A 25,359-nucleotide genomic window follows, 5' to 3' on the forward strand; every position below is an offset into this window, starting at 1 on the left:
TGGGAGGGATAGCAAAATTTGGGGTCAGAGCCTTATTTCCTAATCTCCGCGTTCTCAGCGCTCTCTGCGTGAAAAAAACACTATATCACACAGAGACGCAAAGAGCACAGAGTGGTTGGAGGGATTGCGAGATTTAGGGGTCAGAGCCCCCGTCGATTACAAAAACTTTATGTATAATTTTTTGAAATTAATGTTTACATAATATAAAATACTTTTAACATTGCCGATTATTTTTGGGAGGTAATTGTCTCATGCCATTGAACAAAGATGCAAAGAAGCCACTTGCCAAAGGCAAAAGAAAAACAAATCTTTTGAAATTATGCACAGCTATGAACAAACTAGCAGTTGATGCAGTTGATAAGGAAGTTGTTAAGCGTTTCAGGACTGTAATAGATTCTGCCGAAGAAGATATAACAAAAAATCTTGTTAATCAGATTATTAATCATTCTGAAGAGCTAGAACTAAATACAGTGCCTGAGATGTTCCATCCGTATGTAAAGCATTATCTTTTTATGAAAAAGCGAAATAGTAAGAAAAAATGAAGGTAAAATGAAGATTGTAGTTCAAGCATTTGCAGAAGCAGCTGAAGTGCTGGGTTTCAGAAAAAAGCAAATTGATGTAAAAAGCGATATAACTGTTGCTGAGCTTATACGTACTCTGGCTAATACAAATAACGACTTCAAGCGTATAGCTAAAACATTATTTGTTGCTATAAATGAGGAATATTGCTCACTGGATGCAGTGATCCATGAAAATGATGTAGTTGACCTTATCCCACCGGTGGGAGGAGGTTGATTTTTATATGATGCAATGTATTCTGCAGTATGAGCCAATTAATATTGATGAGTTACTATCACAGTGCACCAACCCAGCTGATGGTGCAGTTGTATGTTTCATTGGCAGGCCACGAAATGTTGCCGATGAAAAGGAAGTATTGTTTCTAGAATATGAAGCGCACGAGTCCATGGCAAAAAAAGAGCTTACGGCAATAATGCAAAAGGCTGTGGAAAAATTTAATATTCATGATTGCATTGTGGTGCACAGATTGGGCCGTGTTGATATAGGCCAGGCAAGCGTTGTGATTATTGTTACATCTATGCACCGTAAAAATGCGTATAATGCATCCCAGTTTATTATCGATGAATTAAAGAAATCAGTCCCCATATGGAAAAAAGAATTTTATAAAGACAGCGCTCAGTGGAAAAGCGATTAGAGATTAATGACAGTAATATTTTTCAACTTCATGTAAGATAGTTGTTGCGTTGTGTAATATTTCCTCAGCATGCTCGTACTGTATTTGACCATTTGAATTGGTAGCATAATCTTTGAGCTCTTTTGACCGTTTTGCAATTTCAATTATTTTGGTATTGCCAAACAAAGTAGTTTCAAAATATTTTTCAAATATTTCTATAATTCTGTCAGGGTCATCTGAATCAAAATCTTTATCAACTAAAAGAACGCGAATAGCATAAAAAATGGCCCTGTAAGAAGCCAGAATTGAATCACAATATTTCTTCTTTTCAAGAAAAATAGATGCTAGCTTGATTTTTTCTCTGCTTTGTGTAATCCTGAATTGTATTTTTTCTAACGTGTTTTCCATTTGTATATTCTAAATTATGACAGGTTTTAATGCTCCCCACTACTAAAAACTATACTATTAGTATGCTAATAATTCAAGTCTTTTTTACAGTAATTATTCCGTAAAAAATTTATCTTCCCAGTTTACTATAATAGTGCATATTTTTACATTATTATAAATTACCTAATTACTTAACTTTTTAAATGAAAATAATTGTAAAAAGTTTCAGTACATTGTTGGAGCATTGTATACAACTTCTTGACATGACATACATTATACGTAAAATTATCTGCTATATAATAAGAATTTTTATATTGAAAACAGGAAGGCAACAATGTGTATAGCACTAATTACAGATTTTGGCCTCAATGACCCTTATGTAGGAGTTGTGAAGGGTGTTATCTATTCACAGGGATTTAAAGGCAAAATAGTGGATGTATGCCATTCTGTTGTTCCATATTCAATTGAACATGCTCAGTTTATACTTGCAACATCATATACTTATTTTCCTAAAAACACAGTGTTTTTGGTAGTGGTTGATCCTGGCGTTGGCACACAAAGAAAAATTTTGTTAGTGTATGACGGCACATATTATTTTTTGATGCCTGACAATGGAATAGTGGGATGTCTTAAAAAGAATGCATTACAGGTATGGGTTATAAATACTGAAGAGTTTACAAATGTATCAACCACTTTTCATGGACGTGATATATTTGCGGTAGTGGCTGCACAACTTGCTATGCATGGGCTGAAAGCAGTCAATTGCAGTGTATACAGCAATTATGTAGTCCATCCTTTTCCGTTTTTTACAGTAGAAAAAGGTATTATTGCAACAAAAGTAGCACATGTTGACAGATTTGGCAATTGTATTTTGTCATTGCCAAATGACACATACTCTCTACAATTGCACACAATTGTTGTCAAAGCTAAGCATTATCAGTTGCACCATTGCATAACGTATGCACAACTTGATCCTGATATGATTGGCATATTGCAGGGAAGTAGCGGATTTGTTGAAGTGTGTATGAATCAAAACAATTGCAGCAAGCAATTGAATGTCACAATAGGAGATATGGTAGAGTTACACTATGAGTGAACATAAGATTGCAATTTTGGTTGGCGATGGGATGGCAGATTTTCCTGTCAAAGAGTTGGAAGGGAAAACACCATTACAGTATGCCAAAACCCACCATATGGATTATCTGGCAAAGAATGGAATTTGCGGGATAGCACGTACAGTTCCTAAAAACATGCCTCCTGGAAGTGACGTTGCTAATCTGTCACTGTTTGGCTATGACCCTGCAACTTGTTATACCGGCAGAGCGCCGCTGGAAGCTCTTAATATGGGCATTGATCTTGGCCCTGATGACGTTGCATTCAGGTGTAACTTGGTTACTATCGAACATAATATTATGCAGGACTTTGCTGCAGGACATATAGATTCAGCGTTTTCAAAGATTGTAATAGAAGAGATAGCTCAAGCAATTAAGATTGATGGTGTTGAGTTTTATGCAGGGGTATCCTATCGCAACATTATGGTGGTACGCAATTTTAGTAAAGAATTACCAACAACTACACCACCTCACGATATACAGGGCAAGGCAATTGAAGAGTATTTACCCAAAGGTCAAAACAGCGATTTGCTTAATGATATCATGCAAAAAGCGGGTGTGGCGATAGCTCATAGTAAAAAAATTTCTGATGCAAAACGCACACTCAGGGGCAATCCAACTGCAATCTGGCTGTGGGGAGGCGGATTCAGGCCAAAGATGCAGCCTCTGTCAAAGCTGTACGGATTACATGGCCATACTATTTCTGCTGTGGACCTGATTCATGGAATTGGGCGAGCAGCAGGACTTACCCCAATTTATGTTGAAGGTGCAACCGGCTATATTGATACCAATTATGCCGGCAAAGCACAGGCTCTTATTGATGGAATGAAGAATGCAAATTTTATATTCTTGCATGTGGAAGCGCCTGATGAATCGGGGCATGAAGGTAACCTTGAACACAAACTCAAAGCAATAGAGGACTTTGATGCAAAAATTGTTGGGCCAGTGGTCAATATGCTCAACCGTTATGGTAACTACACGGTACTTGTGATGCCTGATCATCCAACACCGCTTAGCCTGCGTACACATACGGCCGATCCTGTTCCGTTTGTCATTTATTCTCCTGATATGAGCTATCGTTTGCAGTGTAAAGGGTTCAATGAAGTTGATGCGGCTAAAACCGGCATTGTAGTTGAAAAGGCACATGAGTTGTTAGGGATGATAGTAAAAAAAGCATATAGATGGTGAGGAGGGTATGTCAAAAAAAATCATAATTGCAATAGTTATAATAGCGTTGATAGTTGCAGGTATTGTATGGCGTGTGCTGGCACCAAAAACAATAGAAGATGCAATTGCGTATATTGATAATGGAAGTTACACAAAAGCGTTGAAAGTACTAGAAACGTTGGCAAAGACTTCGGACTATGAAAGTGGTGAGCGTGTGTATTATTACAGAGTGAAGGCGCTTTTGGGATTTATTAATAAATTAAATGAGGACTACGCTGATGAGCGCAATGAAATAGACAAAACCAAAAATAAAAAAATTGAGGAAAAACTTAAAAATAAACTGTATACAATTAACAAAAAAACCGGGCTTGATCTGATACTTATTACTAATCCACGATGTTATATATTTACAGAAGGCAAGCTATACGATGAGTTTGTATCATTGTACCCTGGGAGTCGTTTTATTGAAGCAATAGACTTAGAGATGCTGCAATTTTCTATGGATATGCAGCCGGCAACAATTCATCCTGTTATGGAGTTTTACAAACGGTATCCGCATACAACATATCTTTCAACGCTGGTAAACATTTTGCTGAAAGCACTGGCAAATCCAAAGATTGAAGTAAAAGGGTATTCTGAAAAGCTCACTGAAATGTTGCAGAGTTTCTGTAACAAATATAGTTCAAGTGCCGAGTATTACCGGTTATTCAGATGTAAGGGTGAAAATGTCAATCTTAGGGATTCAGCCGGTACTCACGGTCAGATTACAGGGAAGCTTAATAAAGGTGAATTTGTTATCCAACTGGAGCGTTCAATGGATTCTGTTCAGATTGGCGATGTGCGTGATTACTGGTACCGGGTAGTTTCTGTGAGCGGTAGCCGAGGGTGGGTGTTTGGAAAGTTTTTGGAACGCATTGAGCCACTAACAGGAGCTGTCGCCCAAAATGAAGAAAGCTTTACTATTGATGAAAGGTTTAACGAATGGATTGATTCACATACACCTAAAGGATGGCAACATGTGTTTGCTGGATTTGAAGATGCAATAAGTTTTACTAAACTTAAGGATAGAAACATTGTAAAAATTGATGCAAGGGAGAAGGGTGGCCTCTATAAAAAAACTGGCAGCTTTCAGAATATGGTGTGTAAGGTTAAGGGTCGATTGATAGAAGGGGATATTATTCTGGCAGGGATTGTTGGGTATGGTGGTCTTGCTGCACTTATAACCCTCCTGCCCCAGGAAGTTGATGTGTGTGGATACAAAATTCCGTATGTTACTACTCAATGGCATGAATATGAACTGCGCAGCGAGGGAAAAACACTTTCTTTATTTATTGATGGTGAGCTTGTGGCGCGTAAGATTAGTGCAAAAAAACATGATATGTTACAATCATCAGGCATTTACATCCTTGTAAGCCACGGTAGAGCAAAAGCAGAAATAGAATACATCAGAGTTAAATAATGCATTGACAAAAACTCATCTGTGGTGGTGTAATTGAGATGCATCGAACATATAAAAAGGAGGTGCTACGTGGAGGAATCTATTCGTGCTTTTATAAAAAAGTTTTATCTTTATACCACCCTTGTTGAGTACTGTATTATTATTCCCCTGGCTGTTATTGCAATTGCAGTAAGTACTGATATTCCTGTTCATCAGCTTTATTCAATTTTTATTATTATTGGCATTGTTGCCGTTATTGCACTGGTAGTGTTCCCACCGGTACAGAAATATATGTTCAGGCCATTTATTCTTATGGCAGAAGCGCTAAAAGAGGGCAGGGAAGTTGATGCACCTATAAAGATACTAATCCGTGAACGGTTATTTTCGTTGCCGGTAATGCGCTCTTTTATTGGGATAGCATTCTGGTTATCTAGCATTATTATCGTTATTGCCGGGATGTGGATTGTCCACATAGATATTGAAACCATACTGGTGTGTTTTGTTGTTGGTGCCTGTATACTGGTTGCAGTTGGTTTTGCTATGATCATTGTCCCGCAAATAGTTGTGAACAAATTTATAAATGAAAATGATTTTATCAAAGAACTGGTGGGGTTTGCACAGCAGAAGAATATTAGTTTCTGGGGTTCATTGAAGAATGCTCTAACGGTTTCTATAAGTTCAATGGTTTTACTTGCTATTCTGCTGGTTGCTTCATCAACGCTTTTGTTTGAATTTAAAGCACGTATCAGTGAGTATTCTATGCAGATGCAGATTAATGCTGCAACTGTTGTCAATGAAATGAACAATGCCTTGCAAACAGGTATAGATATGGCATCAATTGCTGCTCGTGATGGCACAATTGATGCATTAGGGTACCTTAAGGGAAAAGAAGAGATAGTTGATGTGTTCATGATTAAGGCTGAAAGGAATGCTACTGTTATCCGATCATTAACCGGGAGGGTAGCAATGCTATCATTGGATATGTTGGGGATGGCTGACGGTGTGCAAAAAAAGAAAAGTTTTATAGGTGATTTTGTATATATCCCGGCAATTAAAACATCGGTTGCTGTAAGTGCAGTTAAAAATAATGCAATGTTATATTGTGTGGCATTTGATATTAATACTCTATTCCAGAAACGATTTGCACATTATAAAATTGGGAATCGTGGTTATGTATTAATTACGAATAAGGAAGGATTGTTTCTTGCTCATCCTAAAACTGAATATATAGGAAAAGAGAACTTAAAAAAATATGACTGGGGGAGCAAAGCATTTCAAGCAAAAAAAGTGGTTAAATATATATGGGAAGGGGAAAGGAAATTTATTTACGTAATTGAAAACAATAATCCTTCTTTTGCTGTTGCACAAACTGTGTATGAAAAAGATATTGGGCTTGCTATACGCAATACCATACTGTTTGTTGCATTTTTAGCGTGTGGTGTTATTGTGCTTGGTATTATTGCTAGCATAATCATATTGTCGTTTGCGTTTCAACCTTTTACCATAATTCGGGATGCAATATACAAAATAGCTGAAGGTGACATTGCCATAACTCCTGAAGTAATCTATGGAAACGAAATTGGTATAATTGCTACATCAATTAAAACATTAACATCAAAGATAGGTGCGGTGATAAGCCAGATTAAGAATTCTTCAGAGGAGCTATCGACAGCATCCGAGCAGATGTCGGCAGGTATAGGCACATTATCCGAGGTTGCATCAAGTCAATCGGCATCAACTGAAGAGATAACTGCAACAATTGAAGAAATATCTGCAAATCTTGATTCAATAGTTATCTCAACTAAAGAAGAATCAAAAAGTTTGGGTGAATTTTCCAAACATTTGCAGGAGCTATCGCAATCAATTTTTTCGTTCTTACTCATCATGGAAGAATCGTCACAGAGAACAGAATCCATAAGCAGTGATGCACAGCAGGGGCAGGTGTCACTACAGCAGATGAATGCAAGCATGCTCAAGATTGTGGAAAGCTCACGTGGTATATCAAATATTGCCCAGATCATTCGCGGTATTGCTGATCAGGTAAACTTGCTTGCGCTTAATGCTGCCATTGAAGCAGCACGTGCAGGAGAGGCTGGCCGGGGCTTTGCAGTAGTTGCTGATGAAATAAGTAAATTGGCTGACCAGATTGCACAGAGCCTTAAAGATATTGATGTACTTGTTAAAACCAATGAAAAAGAAATACAACAGGGGATAGTTATCACCCAAAATACAGTAACTGCAATGTCAAATATTATCAAAGGGATAGAATTGGTGAGCCAGGATGTAACTACTATGGGACAGAAGATACGGGAACAGAGCGAGATATTCAACCAAACAAAACAGGTGTGGGATAGCACAGAATCCCTATCACGGCAGATACTTGATTCAGTTGAAGACCAGAAAAGTGCAATAGATGAGATTGTGCGATCAATCAACACTATTAATTCACTCACTCAAAATGTAGCAGGAACAGCCGAGGAGATGAGTTCAAGTGCTGAAAACCTTGCTTCGATGGCACAGCAGTTAAAAGCAATGCTTGAATATTTTAAGGTGTAATTAATAAATCATTTTGCATTAAGTTTTTTACCAACAATGCTAAAAACCATATCTGCTATAGTTACAGCAGGTGGCATTAGATAACTGAAATTCAAAAAACCATGTATCATTCCCTTTGCCTGGATGCAGGTTGACTGCACTCCAGCTTCTCTCAGGAAAAGATTATACATCTCGCCCTGATCGCGAAGCGGGTCATGTTCCGCGGTGATGATAATAGCTTCGGGCAATCCTTCTGGATGTTGATGAAAAATAGGGAACATGTATGGATTAATAAGATCCTGTGCTGAAGAAAGGTATAATTGTGTAAACCACTTCATTGAAGCTTTTGTTAAGAAAAATCCATCACCAAATTGTCTCACTGAAGATGAGCACACATCAGGTGCAACAACAGGATAAAACAGCACCTGCAAAGCAGGCAATGCCACATTTGTATCTTTACAACGCAAGCAGGTCACCGTAGCAAGATTAGCCCCGGCGCTGTCGCCCGCCAGAGCAACTTTGGCAACATTAACACCAAATTTTTTAGCATTGTTGTTTATCCAGATATATGTGTAGTATGCATCATCAACAGCAGCAGGGAATTTGTGTTCCGGTGCCAGACGGTATTCTACCGATACAACCTTGCACCCAGATGAATTTGCAGCCTTCCTGCATATATGGTCAAAAAGCTCAATAGAGCCAAACATAAAACCCCCACCGTGGTAATATACTATTAATGCATCAGTTGGCGTGAAGGGTTCATACAATCGGCATGGAATTTCAATGCCATTGTATTGTATTGAAAAATCCTCAGTTGACCGGACGTCCTCTCTAATTTGCCTCTCAATTCCCATATTCATCAGGTTCCGCGCTTGTTCAACAGTAAGGTTGCTCAATTCAATGTTTTTTAGTAAATCCAGGACTTTTTTTGCGGATGGATCTAGTGACATTACTAACCTCCCGGTTGTTTTTATATTTTATATGTGCGATAGTTACTGAAAATCAAGAAATTATTAATGAATGGACATTAATATGTCAATAAAAAAATGACCAGGATTTGTTAAAGGCGCTGTCAGATTTGTATAAAAAAGACTTTTACACACGTCTTTCAATGAGCCAGGATTACGGTTTTAATGCTCTGACCCCAAAATTTTACATGGCAGTGTGGATAAAAAAGCCCGGTTTCCCGGGCATTGTAGTATCATACTTATTCTTGGATGAATAAAAATAATGATTCAATGAATTCAGGGTCTTCTTTGTCTATGACTTCAATGATATGCTTATGAAGTCTTTTCTTATGCTCGCCAAAGATTCCCCGTTTTTTCTTAAAGGATTTGGCAAATGCTATGGATTCTTTCATGAGTTCTTCAACGTTTGCGCAGGCTTTTTCTATTACATGGTGTTCGGCAAGTTCTGGTGCTCCAACACGTCTCCCAGTTAATTTCATTTCGTTAAATTTGTAGTATGGGATAGCTTTTTTTACAAATGCAATCATACCTGGCAGAAATGGTATTCCCAAATCTACTTCAGGGAAACAGAAAAAACCTCTGTCGGATCGCATAAATCTGAAGTCGCATGCACAGGATAAAATTGCACCATTGCCAAATGCATGTCCATTGATAGCGGCAACTACCGGCATAGGAATAAGCAACAATCGTTTAAATACATTATTCATGCCATACATGAAATCTTTAATTGCCTTGAAATCCTTTTCTGCCATACGTGGCATAAGCCATTCAATATCAACACCCAGGCTGAAATTTTTTGCATCACTTGAGGTAAGTACAATACCATTAATTTCTTTGTCCGCTTCAATTTCATCAAGAGCCTGGAGCATAGCCTGTGCAAACATCACATTGTGTCGGTTTTCAGTAGTGTTCATTGTTAAAATTGCAATATTTTCGTCCTTCTTCCATTCTACAATGGCCATATATTACCCCCTTTATGATGGTATGTGCAAATACATATAATGTGTATCCCTCTTTGTAAGAGGCACAATTCACATTCCCACGTTATTGGCTGCAAATTCTAAAAGAGCCTTTAGCCAAAAAGTCTTTTAAATCTTGTGGCAGAATATCCTGTAACACATACACAAGTTCTGCAGCATCTTCATCGCATACTATCTGATTTTCCTTGTCTTTGAAATTGTATTTATTCCAATTGAGGCATCGGGCATGGGTTATTATAGATGTGAATATCTTTTCCATAAAATTCATTGTATCGTCCCATATTACATCTAATTCATAGTAATAATCAAGCATTGTCCCAATTGGTTTGAAGCCCCGTTGAAATGCTGTATCAATTACTTGATGCCAGATACGTTCCTGGCATACATATACAGAGCTATCGTACATATTTTGTAACATATATGGTGTTGCCATACCTAATAACGTTGCTATAATTGTAACGCGCTGCTTGTAAGTACTATAGCATAACAACGTTATGGGCTGTCAAGGTTGTTTTGTTAACTACCAAGAAAAAGAATTGGATTTACTAATATCAGTGCATGTTGTTATATGTGTTCTTTTTGTTGGTAGAATGTCTTTATTCATGGTGAAAATAAAAAGGGGCATGCGCCCCTTTTTAGTAATTGATTGTTTAGTTATAAATTGTTTACAGTGCTGAAACGTTTACATGTTCTTTTACCAGCTTCTCTGCTAATGCAATTTTTTCTTTGTTATCCTTGGTTAAAAGCGCTTCCATCTTGTCAATCTGGGCTGCTACTTGATATGCATTGCTTGATACCAAAAGTAGTGGGATATTTTTTTCAGCAGCTTTTGAAATGATATTTGAAGGTGGTAGTATGTTGTTGGTTAAGATTATACCAACAGTATTAGTTTCAAGTGCTGAGATAATGATATCGCTTCTATCGCCGCTGGTGATTAAAAGCTTGCCCTCTTTATTGAACAGAGGATTTCGGAGCGCTTCATTGACTGACATTGCACCTAAGAATACATTCTTTACAACCTTATTTAATCCCGCCTCACCTGCTATTACTTTGGCAAATAGAGCTTCTGATAGATAATCCATGGAGAAGTAGGTAAGGTCAGCTGCGTAGGGTATCATTCCCAAGATAGGAACTCCCATCTTTTCAATTTTTTCAGCGTACGTGCTTTTAAAGTCATCAAGGTCGTGAATCTTGTTAATGATTACACCAAGGAAATTAATGTTGCTGGTATCAACATATTTCCTGAACAGCGTAATGTCATCAATAATGACATCATCATTACCACCTACTATCAAAACCAGCTTTGCATCAAGTGATTTTGCAACAGTGATAGGGTCAAGATAAACTGAAACACCGTATGCAAGATCCTTTCCTCCTTCAATGAAGAGTACTTCGCGGTTTTTGGCAATTGATTTTGCTACTTCTTGCAGCTTTTCTTTAATCCTGGCTTCGTCATATACATAGCGCAGTTTGGCATGTTCAAACCCTATCGTCATATCTTCTGGGTTTTCTTCAAGACCAAAAAGATTAGTCAAAAGAGCAGCATCATAATCCCATAATCGTTTTTTCCGGTATATCAATCTATCGCCAAAGGGCTTCATGTAGGCAACTTCTTTACCCATTACTTTTGCAAGACCAGTGAAAATTGTTGTTTTCCCGGCGCTTCTTCGTGTACACGCAAAAACTATTTTATTCATAATTACACCTCGCTTACGATTTAGAAATTATTATCCTGACGTCTACTGCTTTAAGGCCTTTGCCCTGCTCATAGACAACAACAGGATTAATCTCGATATCTGTGATTCGCGGTATCTTCCTTATGATTGTTGCAACTTTAATAATGGTGTCAACAACAATATCAATATCCTTCTGCTCTTCACCGCGAACGCCTAGCAGTAATGGATATGAACGTATTTCAGAAAGCATTGAACGTGCTTCTTTCTTGTTTAGTGTTGCAGCTCTGAATGCAACATCTTTCATTACTTCAACATAAATGCCACCAAGGCCACACATTACGATTGGCCCTAACTGTGGATCTCGGCGGGCGCCAATAATAAGCTCAACACCTTTCTGCACCATTTCGCATACTTCAATGCCATCTATAACCGCATCTTCTTTATATGCGCGACAATTCTTCATGATGGCTTCGTACGCATCCATTACTTCCTGTTTATTTAGTATATCTAATGCTACACCACCAGCATCAGACTTGTGGAGAATGTCACGGGAAACAACCTTCATAACAACTGGATAGCCTATCTGTTCAGCCAACCGTACACACTCGTCTATTGATTTGCCAATGCCTGAGCCTGGTATCATAACACCAGAAGCTTTCATTACTGCCTGTCCTTCATTAGCTAGTAAAAACGTTCTACCATCGGCAAGTGCACCATCGATAATTTTGTTGATAGTAGCTATGTCTATCTGGGCATCATCAACGCGGTCATCGCGTTCAGATAACATATTGGTATATTTATACAGAGCTCCCATACAGGAAACCGCTTCGTATACATCAGGGAATACTGGTACATTCATTTTGCGAAGCTGAACAATTGCATCTTCAACTACTTTACCACCAACTATCGCATATGCAACAGGCTTTCCGCTAGCTAAATGCTTGCCATACGTATCTCGTATCATTGGAGCTAAGTTTTCAGCATCAAATGTTGCAGTTTCGCAGTACAATGCCAGTGTTGCATGCATATCGTCACAGCGTGTTGGTGCGCTGAGTGCCAGGTCATAGTCTGCGGCTTTTGCACCACCAGTAATGTCTATCGGGTTTTTGGTTGAACCAAAATCAGGTGTTGCAGGGCCAAAAACCTCTTTTAATACAAGCTGGTCATCATAAAGCTCAACACCGTATTTTTCACATGCGTCAGTTGCCATAACACCAATACCGCCACCATTTGTAACAATAACGGTATTTTTTCCTTTTGGGCGTGGTGAATATGCCAGGAATTTACACCAGTTGAATGCTTCCTGCAAGCTTTCTGCGCGCAGTAGGCCGGTTTGGCGCGCAATTGCATCAAAGATTTCATCTGAGCCAGCCAACGATCCAGTATGGCTTGCTGCAGCCATTGCACCACGCTTTGAACGGCCTGATTTCAATACTACGATTGGTTTTAATTTTGTTGCTTCACGGACAGCTTCAATAAAACGCTCACCGTCTTTTACGCCTTCAATATACATTAAAATTACTTTTGTTTCCTGGTCGCGCATTACAAACTCTAAGCAATCTGCTTCATCAATATCTGCCTTATTGCCCAGGGATACGATTGCAGATAATCCCATATTTTCTACAGCAGTTTTCCCTATCATTGCTATTCCTAATGCACCACTCTGGGTAAGAATGGCAACATTACCACGCAAAATATCAGTAGCTGAGAATGTTGAATTGTAATGACCGGAAGCAGAGTATACGCCAAAGATGTTAGGACCAAGTACTCGTGTTCCTTTGGAATTGGCATATTCAACAATTTTACGTTCTAGTTCAACTTCTCCAACTTCGGAAAAACCGGAAGTTATAATCTGGACATGTTTTACGCCCTTATCGGCACATTCCTTAACTGCATCAAATGCCAATTTTGCAGGAACGCAGATTGTTGCTACGTCAATTTCGTCCTTTACATCAGAAATTGATGGGTAGCAATCAACACCTAAAATTGCACCGCCTTTTGGGTTGATGGGATAAATTTTTCCTTTAAAACCACCCTGAATAATGTTTCGGGTGATACTGAACCCAATTTTGCCCGGTTGTGAAGAAGCGCCAACTATCGCAACACTTTTGGGCTGAAATAAAGAAACTATGTCTGCCTTTTTTGCTTTCATTGTTCATCTCCCCTAAATTCCATCTTCAATTCATATACTCCTGCGCTACTCCTCTTTTCTATATTAAACCCCATTTTTTCAAATAGATGCAGCATGGGCTTGTTTTCCACAAGCACCTCTGCTGTGAATCCCAGCAAACCATTTCTTTTTGCAATCTGAGTCAGATACGATAACAATACCTGACCAATGCCTTTATATTGATAATCATCACGCACAGCAAATGCCACCTCTGCCCAATGCTGAAACTCCTGGATACCGTACTGACCAACGCCGACCACAACTTCCTTTTCATTCTGTTCAATAACAGCTAAAATTACCATTTCTTTGGTGTAATCAATAACCACCATTTCCTGCAACCGTTCATGTGGCATGTCTTTTCGTGTTGATATAAAGCGCCTGTAGAGGCTCTGGTCGGATAGTGAATAGAAAAAGTCCTTTAAAAGTTCTTCATCGCTGATCTTGACAGGTCTAAGTTTAAGCTTAATACCTGTCTTAGTAGTACGGTATGTTTCAAGGTGTTCCGGATACTCGCCTTTTTTGCCCGGGATAAACGCCTGATCGCGGTAGATGAGTCCGTTTTTCTTGGCTTCTTCTATGAGCCATGGCCTGAATTTGGGATGAGCTATCGCAATCAAATCCATAGCTCGTTCCCGTATGTTTTTGCCATGGATATAGGCTATCCCATACTCAGTTACCACATAATGAACATCACCACGGTTAAGCGTTATGCCAGCACCTTCAGGTATAAATGGCACAATACGTGATTCCTGTTCATTTTCTGTGGTTGAACGCAGTGTAAGGATAGTTTTGCCACCGGGGGCAAGTACGGCACCTCGCATAAAATCGGCCTGACCGCCTATACCGCTGAAAAATGTTTTACCCAGCGATTCAGCTGTAGCCTGACCTGTTAAATCTATTTGCAGAGCAGCATTTATTGCAGTCATCCTGCGTTGCTGCGCAATGATGAGCGGATTGTTGGTGTAGTCAATAGTTTTGAATTCAATTGAAGGGTTATCATGAATATATTCATAAGTTGCCTGTGTCCCCATACAAAAAGAGGCAATTGTTTTGCCTCTGTCTAATGTTTTTTCGGAATTGGTGATAACCCCGGCTTTCATGAGCTCTACAATACCATCGGTAAGCAGTTCAGTATGCACACCTAAATTCTTTTTGGTGATAAGGTGTTTGAGGATAGCATTGGGCATTCTGCCATAGCCAACCTGTATGGTATCGCCATCCTGAATAATGCGTGATACGTATTTACCAATGCGGTTTGAAATTTCATCTGATACTTTAGTGGTAAATTCAAGTATTGGCTCATCATGCGGTACAATAAAGTCCACATCCTTGATATGAATAAATGCATCACCGTGAACACGCGGCATGTATTTATTCACCTGCACCACTACAAGCCGTGCACTTTCCACAGCTGCCTTTACAATATCAACGCTCACTCCCAAACTTAAAAAACCATGATCATCGGGATATGATGTCTGTACTAAAGCAACATCAATTTCAATTATTCCTTTCCGTAACAGATTTGGGACATGCGAAAGAAAAATAGGAGTGTAATCAGCTATTCCCTGGTTGATGGCATCCCGGGTATTGGTTCCAATAAAAAATGAGTTGTGGCGAAAGTTTTGTTTAAATTTTTCATCAGCATAGGGTGCCACACCTAGTGTCCATACATGTATAACTTCAGTGTCAAAAAATGCTTTGGGGTACGATTTTACATATTCAACTAGTGCATTGACTAAATACTGGGGCTCACTACAGGCTGTACCAATGAAGATTCTATCACCCCTGTTAATGTGGCTGAAAATCTTCTCCTCCGGAAGAAACTTTTCAGGGTAAACCCTCCTGAAATCTTCCAGTTTTGCAGTATTCTGCTCCATAACCCCCCTTTCAATCTGCTATGTATAAAATATAGCAGATTGTATATAAAATATTTTAGCTACTAATTTTGTCAATTCAAATTTTTATAGTAACCCAAATGATAAAACTTTGATAACCAAATTTTAATATTTATATATAAATTGTATCTATGATTTTTTGATATGTCAAGGGAGAAATTTAGAAGAGTTTGGCATTAAATTTCTTTTAATCAATAATATCCTTCAAATATCCGTTAGCAAGCATGGTTATGTTTAGCAGATAATTCCCATCATCATAATACTCTTTTAAGGGTTTAATAGTGGTTTTCCAGCCTTTGCCATCAGTTATCCATATAAATTCAAACCCCTGTTTTTTCCAGTATTCTGCCATTTTTCTGTATTCACCAGCAGTAGCTTTTAGTTTAGATCCACCTCCCCCATAAAAGTTTACTTCTATAAAATATAATTTATTGTTTTTTCCTCTAATTATAAAATCTATACTTCTTTCAGATTCTTCAATTTCTATGTCAATACCCCATTTATTCTTAATTTTATGTTTTGTACCTTGTTTTATATAATCATAGCCCATTGTATTACATAAATCTGTAATATGCATTTCAACAATGTTCTCCATTATTGTCCCACCTCTATTTTTCCTGGCATTGGTATCCATCCCTACTTCAATACCAAGTGCGTAATCCACTAAGCTTTTTATTTTTCTTTCTGTTAACATTTCACCTAATCCTGAATTGACTACAAAATGTGATAAATGTTCGATATCTTTATTTGTAAGTTCTGTTTTATAAAAATTATATCTTTCATATATAAAATTTCGTGAATCTATTAGAACTTCAATCCTGTTTTCTCGAATAGCCAGTAATATTGGTATGGCTTTTAAAACATTTGGATATTGCTGTACTAATTCTATAAATTTTTCTTGTATATCAACTTTGCCAATCAAGCTATTTAAGAGATTCAATTCTTTTTCTATTGGTTCGATATTTTTTAAAATTCTATTCCAATTTACATAATAATCCCATGTTTTTAAAGTTTGTTTTAATGTATTTATAAAAATATTGAATAAACTATCGTTTACCATTTCATTTAGCTACTCGGTATTTTATATTTAATAGATTACTGCTGATATTTTCAATTTCATCTTTTAAACGTGGGATAGCAATTTTATCAAGGTATTTTTTTTCATTTTCTATACCAATAAATTTTCTTCTATGCCTAATTGCTAAAACGCCAGTTGTTGCGCTTCCACAAAACGGATCTAATATCAAATCATTTTCATCAGAAGTTGATAAAATAATTCTTTCTAATAAAGCCTCAGGCTTTTGAGTTGGGTGCTTACCATGTCTTTTTTCAAAATTTTTTGGTGTTGTTATGGCCCATACACTTCTCATTTGTTTCCCTGGGTTCTTTAATACATCATCCCATTTCCCTTCTTTAACAATATCGTAGTTAAAGGTATGTTTTGCTTTTTTATCTTTTTTTGCCCATATTAAAGTTTCGTGACTTGCAGTAAACATTCTGCAAGATAGATTTGGGGATGCATTAGGTTTGAACCAGCAAATGTCATTAATTATATGCCATTTTTGCGAAAGTAAAGCATACCCACATGCATATATAGAATGGTATGTACCTGAAATCCATAATGTACCTGTTTTTTTAAGTATTCTTTTACATTCATTTATCCAGTTAAAATGGAATTTATAGTCTTCTTCTATACCTTTGCTTTTGTCCCACTCTCCTTTATTAACACTAACACGTTTTCCTGCATGACATGTAAATCCATCATTTGATAAATTATATGGGGGGTCCGCAAATATCATATCTATTGTTTCATCGGGGATTTTTTTCATTATTTCAATAGCATCACCTAAATATAGCTTCACTTGATCCTTATAGGCAAAATATGCTTTGATTTCCATTGTATCTCCAGAATATTATTATTAATAAAACTTCACATTTCTATTGTACATTAATAAATTTGTCAAGTCTATATAAAATATGTTATTTTTTGGCGATGTGTTGTACTGAAATCAGTATATCATTCTTTTTTTCTTGACGAATTGCACATATTTCAAAGAATTCGCAAAGTTAATGACTGGTAATTAAAATATGAAATTTAAATTAATCATTTTTCTTGTAGGGTGTGGTGCAATTGCTTTTTCATATTTCTATGCTCCTGAAGTATACAGGTGCTATCTTACCATATACTATCAAAAAATTTTAAAAGAAAACCAAACATCATTTGTAAAAAAAATTGAACAAGCATATAAAAATAAAGATTATGCTGCAGTACAAAAGTATTGTGAGCATGGTTCTATACTGTACCCTGCAAATAAAGTAATTAAAAAATACACTGGATTATATCTTTTATCACAGGGTGATGTAAAAGGAGCATTTATGCTCATTGCTCTGGATGATATACCCAATGATATACCACACTTAGAAAAGATTGTGACAACACTTGATGCAAACAGTTCATATAAAGAAGTTATTATGGTAGTAGGTAAAAAAGGGGCGCGTACTCCTTTATTGCAGTATTACTATGGAAAAGCGCTTTTTAACATGGGTAATTACAACAAGTCTTTAGCGACTTGTAGACAAGCGTACAATTTAGGAATACATGAATCTGACTACTTAATTGGTGCAAACTATCACTATATGAAGGATTACAAAAATGCTCTGGTGTGGTACCATAAAGCTTTAAACAGGGAGCCATCCAACCAGGAATATATCAAGGCAATTGCCTCACTGTATACACAGATGGGTGATTATACAAAAGCCACACAGTATATCATGCGTTTGCAACGATAATTGGCGGAGGATATTATGAAGCATGAGTTAGACTATTTTTTTCATCCTGATGGGGTAGCGGTACTTGGTGCCAGTGAAAATCAACGGACAGGTGGTTTCCATATATTGCGAAATGTCCTTGGTGGATATACAGGGAAAGTGTATCCAATTAATCCAAAATACTCAGAGTTACTTGGAGTCAAATGTTATCCCGATATTCAGTCAATACCAGAATCATTTGAGGCTCTTATATATTTTATTCCCGCGCGGTTTATTCTGGATACTATTAAAGAAGCTGCAAAAAAAGGGGTCAGAGCCATCATTATAGAATCCGCTGGCTTTGCGGAGGTAGGCAGTCAGGGGCAAAAGTTACAGGAAGAAGCGGTGGCACTGGCAAACAGCCTTGGTATACGGTTGTGGGGGCCAAACTGCATGGGATATTTAGATGGGCATTCCCGTAATGTGTTTTCGTTTATGTATACTGATAAATGGAAAACATTGATGCAACCTGGCGATGTGGCGCTCATTGTGCAAAGTGGAATGCTATCAGCAGGCTTTTTAATGTCGGTTCTGGAGCGTGATGCAATTGGTATAAGCAAAGTGTGCTCCATTGGAAATAAGTGTGATGTCAATGAAATTGACCTTCTGGATTATTTAAGTGGCGATAGTCAAACGGGAGTAATTGGTTGCTATTTAGAATCAATCGTTGATGGAAAAAAATTTTTGCAGATTGTTAAAAATACACAAAAACCGATAGTTGTTTTAAAATCGGGGCGAAGTGAGCATGGAAAAAAGGCTGCAATGAGTCACACTGCAAGCCTGGCAGGAAATACGCTGGTACAAGCAGGGGCGTTTAAGCAGGCAGGTGTAGTGCAAGTAATAGATCTGTATGAGCTAATTGATATTGTAAAAGCATTTTCTTTTATTAAGAGCTATCGCCCTGTACATGGTGTTGCGCTTATGACGTTTTCTGGTGGTGCAGCTATTGTGACAACTGATTTAATGGCTGATTATGGTATACCGCTGGCACAAATAGCCGATGACACACTTAAGTCAGTGCAGAAATTGTACCCTTCATGGATGCAAGCATCGCACCCGCTTGATCTGTGGCCTGCGGTGGAACAGAATGGCCTTGATACTGTGTATAGAGCAACTGTAGAAGCGTTGATGAACGATAACAACGTTGATGCAGTTCTTGTTGAATGTTTTGCAAGCCGCTATTATGACCCTGCATTTTTTAAAGATATTGGTCAGATGATGCGCACATATAAAAAACCTGTAATAGTATGGCTTGTAGGTGAGAGGGAGATAGTTGAAAATTATAAAACCCATGCAGAGCGCTCTGGCATACCGGTATTTGGTGAGATAGGCAGATGCATACAGGTTATACAGGCATTACGGTTTCATTTCAGCAAACGTGGAAAGATGTAACAAAAAATCCCGGATTGCTCCGGGATTTTTTATTAACAAGGAGTAAAAATTTAAGGCACTTCAACATAATACCCACCGCTAATCACAAGTGGATCAACCTGACCATAGTATGAGGTTGATGTTGTCTGCACACCCACATTGCGGCCTGATGGGTTTGTATATGATGATAAGAGTAAATGATCTGGTGCATTAGCAGTAGCAGTTACCTGGTTGATATAGTTTCGCCAGTATGCTGATGTATCAGTTGACCTGTCCCAACCAAAGGTGTTCACAATCTGGTTGGCTATTTTTTCATCGGCTCCAGTGCCAAACAACCCTTCTATGTCAATGATAAATGCACCAAATCCGCCTGCTTCATCGCGTACCATATTTTTTACTGAGGTGTATAGTGAGTTAGCGCATTGCGTAACAAGTGCAGGTGGGATAGTAGCTACAGCCATGGTCTTGCCTGCAAAATGGTTAGCATACCAGCATGTACCCGAGCAATGATTGCCACGTCCAGTAATGTAGTAATTGGCGTAATCAAGCTGATACATATTGACGTATGCGTTTACACGATAATATGCTTTGAGATAGTTGAAAACATCTGCAGCGGCATTGAGGTATTGACGATAAAGAGCTTCATTAGCAGCAGCGGGTTTGAGTATAGCTCCACCTGCCGCATGGAAGTTGAGAGTGGTGTTGTACGCAGTGTCAATATTCTCGGTAAGAATACCAGGAAGACCATTGCTTAATCTGGTTGGATCAAGGCGTTTGGGAGTAGTCTTAATAAACCAGATGTAGTTGTATTCAACAGGAACCTGGCTTACATACATGGTGTTGTGGCGGATATTATAGCCATTATCAACAACCATGCCACTGTGACTCCAGTAACACCCTAATATTGCAAGTAAATCCATGATAAATCCAGGGCTTGTAGAAAGAACAATATCTCCTTTCTGTCCATTAATACTCATGGGTACGTATACCCATGCTGCAAAAACGGTTGTGCTGGCAAATACCATAACCAGCACAAAACAAAGTTTTGTTACTAATTTCATAAAACCCCCATAGTATATCGTAAATTTATGCACTATATGATTGGCAATGTGAGCTTTGGAAAAACGAGTGATTATTCACTCATAATGCTAATATTTGGTGCATTATATAATACTCTGTAAAAATGTCAAGTAATAAATACCTTATAGTCGGTATTTTTTTATGGAGATAATGAGGGTCAGAGCATAGAAAAGTAGGAAAAATTATAATTACATAATTATTAGTAGCGTGGCATAATTTTTCACCCACAAATAAAAAAAGGTTGAATCCTGAAATCGTATACCGTTACGATATACTGATATAAGCAACTTTGTTGTGAATATCTCATTTTTATAAACTAGTTAAACTAAATGCTGTAACAGGATTACTATGGTGTGGGGGCTATGAATGAATGGTATCAAGTTGATTTCACCTATCTTATTTGGCTTTATATTTTTTTTATCTTCGTGTGCCACACTTGGTACACAAGATGCAAAACTAGTAGATCAGCTTAAAGCAGAAAACAGGGTATGCTCGCAGAATTTAAATCTTTTTATGCGTGAAAATGATGTCCTTAAAGCTGAAAATACAAAATATAAGCGGGAGAATGCTGATCTTAAGTCAAAAAATAATATATTACAATCGGATTTAAATGCATTGCAAACAAAGTACAAAAACGACATTGCTCTTCTTAATGAACGGTATACTGCCTTAGAGCAAAAGTATAATATATTTGTTAAGCAAAGCGATAGCAGAATACAAGAACTGGATCAGCGTAACAAGGAACTTGAAAAGAACATGGCAGCTGAAATAGCTCGCTTAAATGAAGTCATTCGCAAGCAGGAAGTTGATTTTATCAAAGAAAAAGAAAACATTATTAATCAGAATATAAAAAAAGAAATGGAGTACCAGGCAACTATTGATGGTTTGCAGAAGCAAGCGGCTGCGTTGACTTCTGAGAAGGAACAGTTAAAAAGCAAATTGGCCGAAGCGGAGGTGCAAATTCAGAAATTGCAGAAGGAACTTGAAGAAATGAAAAAAATTGTTGAATCTGATAGTAAAAAAGCTGAGTTGCAGTCAGCAGAAATCAAAAAAGAAGAATTAAAAAAAGAAGAATTAAAAAAAGAAGAAAGCAAATAAACAATGCATCTACGCTACTATATTATATATTGCCTGTGTATTGTAATGGCATTACTCAATGGGGCTTTTGCATACGATACAATGACGATTCTTGCAACCAGCAATTTACGAGGTAATTTTTCACTGGATACAGATGATGCTTTTGACCCACTTTTGACTGTTGCTCGTGGAATAATGGCAGAAAGAGCAACAAAATACATTGATTGCTATGTTGACTTAGGCAATGCATTTTCACCAGGGGTACTTTCAAAATACAGCTATGGCGCAGTGATGCTTGATTTTTTTGAATTTGTACAGTGTGATGCCGCACTCATTGGTTCACGGGATATTGCGGTTGGATTGCGCAATCTTGAACTTGCATCCAGGACAAGGCCAACACAACTTCTTTCAATCAACATCACAGTGGATAATAAGCCCATATTCAAGCCATACTGGATATATAAAAAAAATAATATAAACATTGGATTCATCGGTATCACTTCATCAAAGGGTATCTTTGATGTTGCTGAGAAACAAATGTTGAGTGTATCGCTTGTCGGGTACCGTGATTACCTGAAAAGCACTATTGCTGCACTCAAGGATAACAACTGCAAGTATATAATTATTTTGTCAGGCCTTACTGCTGCGGAAAATATGATGCTTATGAAAGAATATCCCGATGTGAGCCTCATTTTAGCAGGAGGAGATGCAGCAGGTTTGTACTATGATGTGTATGCACCACGCGTTGACCTGGAAGACGGACGTTCTATTATTACACTTTCAAGGTCAAATGGGTATTATTCTGTACGATTAGGACTGAAAGAAACACTTATATGCGAAAAAGTAATTTTTTCTGATGCAGATAAAAAGGTAAGCGATAGCTCTTACTATGATCTTATTGAACGAATTAATCTATGGAAGGAGCGGTATGCTGAAGTTGGTAGTGCACCACTTTCAGAAAACTTCCCGGCAACCGATGTATCCTCAGTAACTATCGCCCACCTGCTGCGTCATTACTACAATGCTGAGATTGCTATTGTTGACGTGCAAGATGTTTTTGCAACAAAGCTTGCAGGAACAGTAAGCAGCATTGATGTACAGCGAATCATCCAGAATGATTATACCATTTTTACCTATAGGTTAAACGGCGCACAAATACAGGCAATAAGCAATGCGCCCACACTCATATTTTCAGGGCTTTCAGCAGGGAAAATTCAGGGTATTGCGGTTCATCCTGAGAGGATGTATAGGATTGTTTCAACGCAGTCTGCTTATGACAGTATAGTTGCCATACTTAAAAAAGAGATAACAGCCTCCAACACCTGGACACCCTTGTCAGCAGTGATAACAAAAGATATTAAGGGACACAAGTGCATAGCCAACAAAGACTTTGCATATCTTGACAACCGTGTGCGGTTTACTGTTGATATAAATCTATCAAATATTTATGATAACTCTGTTGTGAAAACTGAAAATGCTGCTTCACGGCCTCCTGGCATGCCGTCAAAAACATATAAAAAATGGGGTATTGAAGACAGTGCAGATTTTACACTGTACAACCAGTATCATAGATTAACTATAACTCCATATATATATTATATGCGCCAGGATGAACTATATTTGCAGAATTTACTGCGTGGAACACTATTTTACACCTATATATTAAACCCGTACATAAATCCCTATCATAAATCACAGGTTGATACTGTGGTGGTAAAAAAAGATGACGGGTTGCGCCCGGTGTTATTCCGCGAAACCGTTGGGGCATCGTTTGTGTACAGCTATTTAAGTGGAAGGCTTGGTTTTGGTTTTGAAAAGCAGACACAGGATCCACAAAAGGAGATGCTGTATGGTGCTGAGTCTATTTTTCAGATACAGATACCGTTTCTGGATTATTTTTTGTACACATTTAATTTGGATAATTTTATAACAGTACCAGAAGGGAGTAACAGCAACTACCAAATCCGCACTGAGATACGAAACACTCTTAGCATTAAGCTTAATACATGGCTGGCGCTTTCAATACGCCACCGTTGGTTTTACTACAATCCACTTGATACACACATACCATATAAGTATACCCAGCTGTTAGTGAGCCTTGATGTGAAAGCAAAATTTAAGGTTTTTTAATTAGTTTTTATCTGGCTATTACGGTATATTGAAGGTGGTGATTATGAGCGATAGTAAATGAGGTAAGCATGGCTAAGTTAAGTGTGTTATTGTTGAATAAAAATTTGCGTGATCAATTGTTTGATGTTTTCTCAAAGAAGGGGTTTGCGCTGACTCTGATAGAAAGAAAGGATTGCAGTAGCACTACTATTGCAAATAGTAGTGCTGATATTGTACTATTTGATGTGGGTATGCATAGTGAGGATGATTTTTTATTGTATCTAAACATTGTGCGCTGGAGTGATGTGCCGGTGTTACCGGTTATATATAGAAAGGATAATTCCCACTATACCATGCTACAGGCGCATGAGCTTGCAAAAGATGTTGAGGCAATTTTGCTTGGTACTGATTATGCTGACCAGAAGAATAATCTTGAAAGTGTACGACAGTATCCTTATGCGCTTACTCATTACCATGATATATATGAAACAGTACCGTATGCTATTTTTCTGCATGATGTACATACAGGGGCAGTGCTTGATGTCAATGTGGCGGCTACAGAATTATTTGGCTATACAAGAGATGAATTGATGACCGAAAACCCATCAATAGCATATCCGCATGCTACTGAATTTACCCTTGTAAATGCAATGAAACATCTGGAGCAGGCAGTTGTAAATGGTGTACATACTTTTGAATGGAGTGCCTATAAAAAGACTGGCGAACTAATGTGGCTCAAAGTGCATCTTACTATGGTTACTATATCCGGTCAAAAGCAGATTATGGCAGTAGTGCATGATATTACGCACCAACGGCAATTACAGAAAGCTCTGGAAGAAAGTGAAAAGCGGTTCAAGGCAGTATTTGAAGAGTTTACAGATGGATTGATGATAATTGATGAGCATGGTATCGTAGATTGTAATAAAGCCTGTGAAGAGATGTTTGGTTATTCAAAAGAAGAACTTGTAGGATTGCATCCTGCAGATATTTCTCCACCAACACAGCCTGATGGGGTTGATTCGCGGATACTTGCAAACGGCTACATTAAAGAAGCAATAACCAAAAAGAAAAAGAGCTTCAGATGGGTACATCAAAGAAAAAATGGGCAATATTTCTGGACAGATATTTCACTTTCGTTAATACACCTTGTTGATAGCAATGTAATTCTTGTAACATGCAGGGATATTACTCATATAGTGCAGTATGAAAAACAAAGCGAACAGTTAAATCAGCATATTCATCAATTGCATAAGATGGAAGCGATAGCAACTTTAACAGCTGGCATTGCGCATGATTTTAATAATATGCTAACAAGCATTATAGGAAACATTAACCTTTCAACTATTTATTTTGGAAAAAAAGAGATGTATTATGAACAATCCTTGCAACAAACT

General features: G+C 37.8%; 22 protein-coding genes. 12 read left to right on the top strand and 10 right to left on the bottom strand.

Annotation, left to right across the window (positions count from 1 at the left end; translation table 11 throughout):
• The first annotated feature begins 251 nt into the window (after nucleotides 1–251).
• Genes N3F66_09920 through N3F66_09930 form a run of 3 tightly spaced genes read left to right on the top strand, consistent with a single transcriptional unit; the run spans nucleotide 252 to nucleotide 1,213 of the window.
• Nucleotides 252–542 carry a hypothetical protein gene (locus N3F66_09920; GenBank protein MCX8124466.1) on the top strand — a complete coding sequence of 97 codons (291 nt, stop codon included), beginning with the start codon at nucleotides 252–254 and terminating at the stop codon, nucleotides 540–542.
• Nucleotides 543–549: 7 nt separating this feature from the next.
• The gene (locus N3F66_09925) at nucleotides 550–795 is read left to right on the top strand and encodes a MoaD/ThiS family protein (GenBank protein MCX8124467.1); all 246 of its coding nucleotides are present in this window, start codon (nucleotides 550–552) and stop codon (nucleotides 793–795) included.
• Nucleotides 796–802: 7 nt separating this feature from the next.
• A complete protein-coding gene (locus N3F66_09930) occupies nucleotides 803–1,213 on the top strand; it encodes a molybdenum cofactor biosynthesis protein MoaE (protein ID MCX8124468.1) in 411 nt (136 codons plus the stop codon).
• 3 nt (nucleotides 1,214–1,216) lie between these two features.
• On the opposite strand, the gene N3F66_09935 is transcribed toward N3F66_09930, so the two are convergent.
• Nucleotides 1,217–1,600, bottom strand: a complete 384-nt coding sequence (locus N3F66_09935) for a HEPN domain-containing protein (protein MCX8124469.1) — start codon at nucleotides 1,598–1,600, stop codon at nucleotides 1,217–1,219.
• 313 nt (nucleotides 1,601–1,913) lie between these two features.
• Here N3F66_09935 and N3F66_09940 point away from each other — a divergent pair, with 313 nt between their 5' ends.
• From N3F66_09940 to N3F66_09955, 4 genes are all read left to right on the top strand, one after another.
• A complete protein-coding gene (locus N3F66_09940) occupies nucleotides 1,914–2,675 on the top strand; it encodes an SAM-dependent chlorinase/fluorinase (GenBank protein ID MCX8124470.1) in 762 nt (253 codons plus the stop codon).
• Nucleotides 2,668–3,879 (top strand): cofactor-independent phosphoglycerate mutase, encoded by a 1,212-nt coding sequence (locus N3F66_09945; GenBank protein MCX8124471.1) that lies wholly within the window; start codon nucleotides 2,668–2,670, stop codon nucleotides 3,877–3,879. Before N3F66_09940 ends, N3F66_09945 begins: the two co-directional genes overlap by 8 nt.
• A 7-nt stretch (nucleotides 3,880–3,886) precedes the next feature.
• Nucleotides 3,887–5,317: an SH3 domain-containing protein gene (locus tag N3F66_09950; protein MCX8124472.1), complete on the top strand. Its 1,431-nt coding sequence runs from the start codon at nucleotides 3,887–3,889 to the stop codon at nucleotides 5,315–5,317.
• A 69-nt stretch (nucleotides 5,318–5,386) separates the two neighbouring features.
• A complete protein-coding gene (locus tag N3F66_09955; protein ID MCX8124473.1) occupies nucleotides 5,387–7,852 on the top strand; it encodes a methyl-accepting chemotaxis protein in 2,466 nt (821 codons plus the stop codon).
• 8 nt (nucleotides 7,853–7,860) lie between these two features.
• On the opposite strand, the gene N3F66_09960 is transcribed toward N3F66_09955, so the two are convergent.
• The 8 genes from N3F66_09960 to N3F66_09995 all read right to left on the bottom strand — a co-directional run bounded on the left by N3F66_09960 (nucleotide 7,861) and on the right by N3F66_09995 (nucleotide 17,418).
• Nucleotides 7,861–8,781 carry an alpha/beta hydrolase gene (locus N3F66_09960; GenBank protein MCX8124474.1) on the bottom strand — a complete coding sequence of 307 codons (921 nt, stop codon included), beginning with the start codon at nucleotides 8,779–8,781 and terminating at the stop codon, nucleotides 7,861–7,863.
• Nucleotides 8,782–9,038: 257 nt separating this feature from the next.
• Complete coding sequence (locus N3F66_09965; protein MCX8124475.1) at nucleotides 9,039–9,761, bottom strand: enoyl-CoA hydratase/isomerase family protein; 723 nt, start codon at nucleotides 9,759–9,761, stop codon at nucleotides 9,039–9,041.
• An 82-nt stretch (nucleotides 9,762–9,843) separates the two neighbouring features.
• Nucleotides 9,844–10,212 (bottom strand): hypothetical protein, encoded by a 369-nt coding sequence (locus N3F66_09970; GenBank protein ID MCX8124476.1) that lies wholly within the window; start codon nucleotides 10,210–10,212, stop codon nucleotides 9,844–9,846.
• Nucleotides 10,213–10,444: 232 nt separating this feature from the next.
• On the bottom strand, nucleotides 10,445–11,476 hold the full coding sequence (locus N3F66_09975) for an AAA family ATPase (protein MCX8124477.1): 1,032 nt from the start codon (nucleotides 11,474–11,476) through the stop codon (nucleotides 10,445–10,447).
• Nucleotides 11,477–11,489: 13 nt separating this feature from the next.
• Nucleotides 11,490–13,607: an acetate--CoA ligase family protein gene (locus N3F66_09980; protein MCX8124478.1), complete on the bottom strand. Its 2,118-nt coding sequence runs from the start codon at nucleotides 13,605–13,607 to the stop codon at nucleotides 11,490–11,492.
• Nucleotides 13,604–15,502, bottom strand: a complete 1,899-nt coding sequence (locus N3F66_09985) for a GNAT family N-acetyltransferase (protein ID MCX8124479.1) — start codon at nucleotides 15,500–15,502, stop codon at nucleotides 13,604–13,606. The genes N3F66_09980 and N3F66_09985 overlap by 4 nt, the downstream gene beginning before the upstream one ends.
• Before the next feature lie 205 nt (nucleotides 15,503–15,707).
• The gene (locus N3F66_09990) at nucleotides 15,708–16,580 is read right to left on the bottom strand and encodes a type II restriction endonuclease (GenBank protein ID MCX8124480.1); all 873 of its coding nucleotides are present in this window, start codon (nucleotides 16,578–16,580) and stop codon (nucleotides 15,708–15,710) included.
• Between the two features lies 1 nt (nucleotide 16,581).
• On the bottom strand, nucleotides 16,582–17,418 hold the full coding sequence (locus N3F66_09995) for a DNA methyltransferase (GenBank protein ID MCX8124481.1): 837 nt from the start codon (nucleotides 17,416–17,418) through the stop codon (nucleotides 16,582–16,584).
• 190 nt (nucleotides 17,419–17,608) lie between these two features.
• Here N3F66_09995 and N3F66_10000 point away from each other — a divergent pair, with 190 nt between their 5' ends.
• Both N3F66_10000 and N3F66_10005 read left to right on the top strand, forming a co-directional pair.
• Nucleotides 17,609–18,310: a hypothetical protein gene (locus N3F66_10000; GenBank protein ID MCX8124482.1), complete on the top strand. Its 702-nt coding sequence runs from the start codon at nucleotides 17,609–17,611 to the stop codon at nucleotides 18,308–18,310.
• 15 nt (nucleotides 18,311–18,325) lie between these two features.
• Nucleotides 18,326–19,720 carry a CoA-binding protein gene (locus N3F66_10005; protein ID MCX8124483.1) on the top strand — a complete coding sequence of 465 codons (1,395 nt, stop codon included), beginning with the start codon at nucleotides 18,326–18,328 and terminating at the stop codon, nucleotides 19,718–19,720.
• 50 nt (nucleotides 19,721–19,770) lie between these two features.
• Here N3F66_10005 and N3F66_10010 read toward each other — a convergent pair whose 3' ends face one another.
• Entirely contained in the window at nucleotides 19,771–20,760 is a 990-nt protein-coding gene (locus N3F66_10010; protein MCX8124484.1) for a hypothetical protein, read from the bottom strand.
• A 385-nt stretch (nucleotides 20,761–21,145) separates the two neighbouring features.
• Between N3F66_10010 and N3F66_10015 the strand changes: the two genes are divergently transcribed.
• From N3F66_10015 to N3F66_10025, 3 genes are all read left to right on the top strand, one after another.
• Entirely contained in the window at nucleotides 21,146–21,877 is a 732-nt protein-coding gene (locus N3F66_10015; GenBank protein ID MCX8124485.1) for a hypothetical protein, read from the top strand.
• A 3-nt stretch (nucleotides 21,878–21,880) separates the two neighbouring features.
• Nucleotides 21,881–23,986, top strand: a complete 2,106-nt coding sequence (locus tag N3F66_10020) for a hypothetical protein (protein ID MCX8124486.1) — start codon at nucleotides 21,881–21,883, stop codon at nucleotides 23,984–23,986.
• Between the two features lie 68 nt (nucleotides 23,987–24,054).
• The coding region (locus N3F66_10025) for a PAS domain S-box protein (protein MCX8124487.1) at nucleotides 24,055–25,359 on the top strand (1,305 nt) is incomplete at its 3' end.

It is taken from the genome of Spirochaetota bacterium (genome assembly GCA_026414805.1).
Classification (GTDB): Bacteria; Spirochaetota; UBA4802; order UBA4802; family UB4802; genus UBA4802.

Excerpts from the sequence above, each read along its gene's own strand:
- N3F66_09925 (MCX8124467.1), top strand. The coding sequence starts at position 550 with ATGAAGATTGTAGTTCAAGCATTTGCAGAAGCAGCTGAAGTGCTGGGT.
- N3F66_09945 (MCX8124471.1), top strand. The coding sequence starts at position 2,668 with ATGAGTGAACATAAGATTGCAATTTTGGTTGGCGATGGGATGGCAGAT.
- N3F66_09990 (MCX8124480.1), bottom strand. The coding sequence starts at position 16,580 with ATGGTAAACGATAGTTTATTCAATATTTTTATAAATACATTAAAACAA.
- N3F66_10010 (MCX8124484.1), bottom strand. The coding sequence starts at position 20,760 with ATGAAATTAGTAACAAAACTTTGTTTTGTGCTGGTTATGGTATTTGCC.
- N3F66_09970 (MCX8124476.1), bottom strand. The coding sequence starts at position 10,212 with ATGGCAACACCATATATGTTACAAAATATGTACGATAGCTCTGTATAT.
- N3F66_09930 (MCX8124468.1), top strand. The coding sequence starts at position 803 with ATGATGCAATGTATTCTGCAGTATGAGCCAATTAATATTGATGAGTTA.
- N3F66_09980 (MCX8124478.1), bottom strand. The coding sequence starts at position 13,607 with ATGAAAGCAAAAAAGGCAGACATAGTTTCTTTATTTCAGCCCAAAAGT.
- N3F66_09940 (MCX8124470.1), top strand. The coding sequence starts at position 1,914 with ATGTGTATAGCACTAATTACAGATTTTGGCCTCAATGACCCTTATGTA.
- N3F66_09985 (MCX8124479.1), bottom strand. The coding sequence starts at position 15,502 with ATGGAGCAGAATACTGCAAAACTGGAAGATTTCAGGAGGGTTTACCCT.
- N3F66_09965 (MCX8124475.1), bottom strand. The coding sequence starts at position 9,761 with ATGGCCATTGTAGAATGGAAGAAGGACGAAAATATTGCAATTTTAACA.
- N3F66_09975 (MCX8124477.1), bottom strand. The coding sequence starts at position 11,476 with ATGAATAAAATAGTTTTTGCGTGTACACGAAGAAGCGCCGGGAAAACA.
- N3F66_09960 (MCX8124474.1), bottom strand. The coding sequence starts at position 8,781 with ATGTCACTAGATCCATCCGCAAAAAAAGTCCTGGATTTACTAAAAAAC.
- N3F66_10020 (MCX8124486.1), top strand. The coding sequence starts at position 21,881 with ATGCATCTACGCTACTATATTATATATTGCCTGTGTATTGTAATGGCA.
- N3F66_09995 (MCX8124481.1), bottom strand. The coding sequence starts at position 17,418 with ATGGAAATCAAAGCATATTTTGCCTATAAGGATCAAGTGAAGCTATAT.
- N3F66_09935 (MCX8124469.1), bottom strand. The coding sequence starts at position 1,600 with ATGGAAAACACGTTAGAAAAAATACAATTCAGGATTACACAAAGCAGA.
- N3F66_10015 (MCX8124485.1), top strand. The coding sequence starts at position 21,146 with ATGAATGGTATCAAGTTGATTTCACCTATCTTATTTGGCTTTATATTT.
- N3F66_10005 (MCX8124483.1), top strand. The coding sequence starts at position 18,326 with ATGAAGCATGAGTTAGACTATTTTTTTCATCCTGATGGGGTAGCGGTA.
- N3F66_10000 (MCX8124482.1), top strand. The coding sequence starts at position 17,609 with ATGAAATTTAAATTAATCATTTTTCTTGTAGGGTGTGGTGCAATTGCT.
- N3F66_09950 (MCX8124472.1), top strand. The coding sequence starts at position 3,887 with ATGTCAAAAAAAATCATAATTGCAATAGTTATAATAGCGTTGATAGTT.
- N3F66_09920 (MCX8124466.1), top strand. The coding sequence starts at position 252 with ATGCCATTGAACAAAGATGCAAAGAAGCCACTTGCCAAAGGCAAAAGA.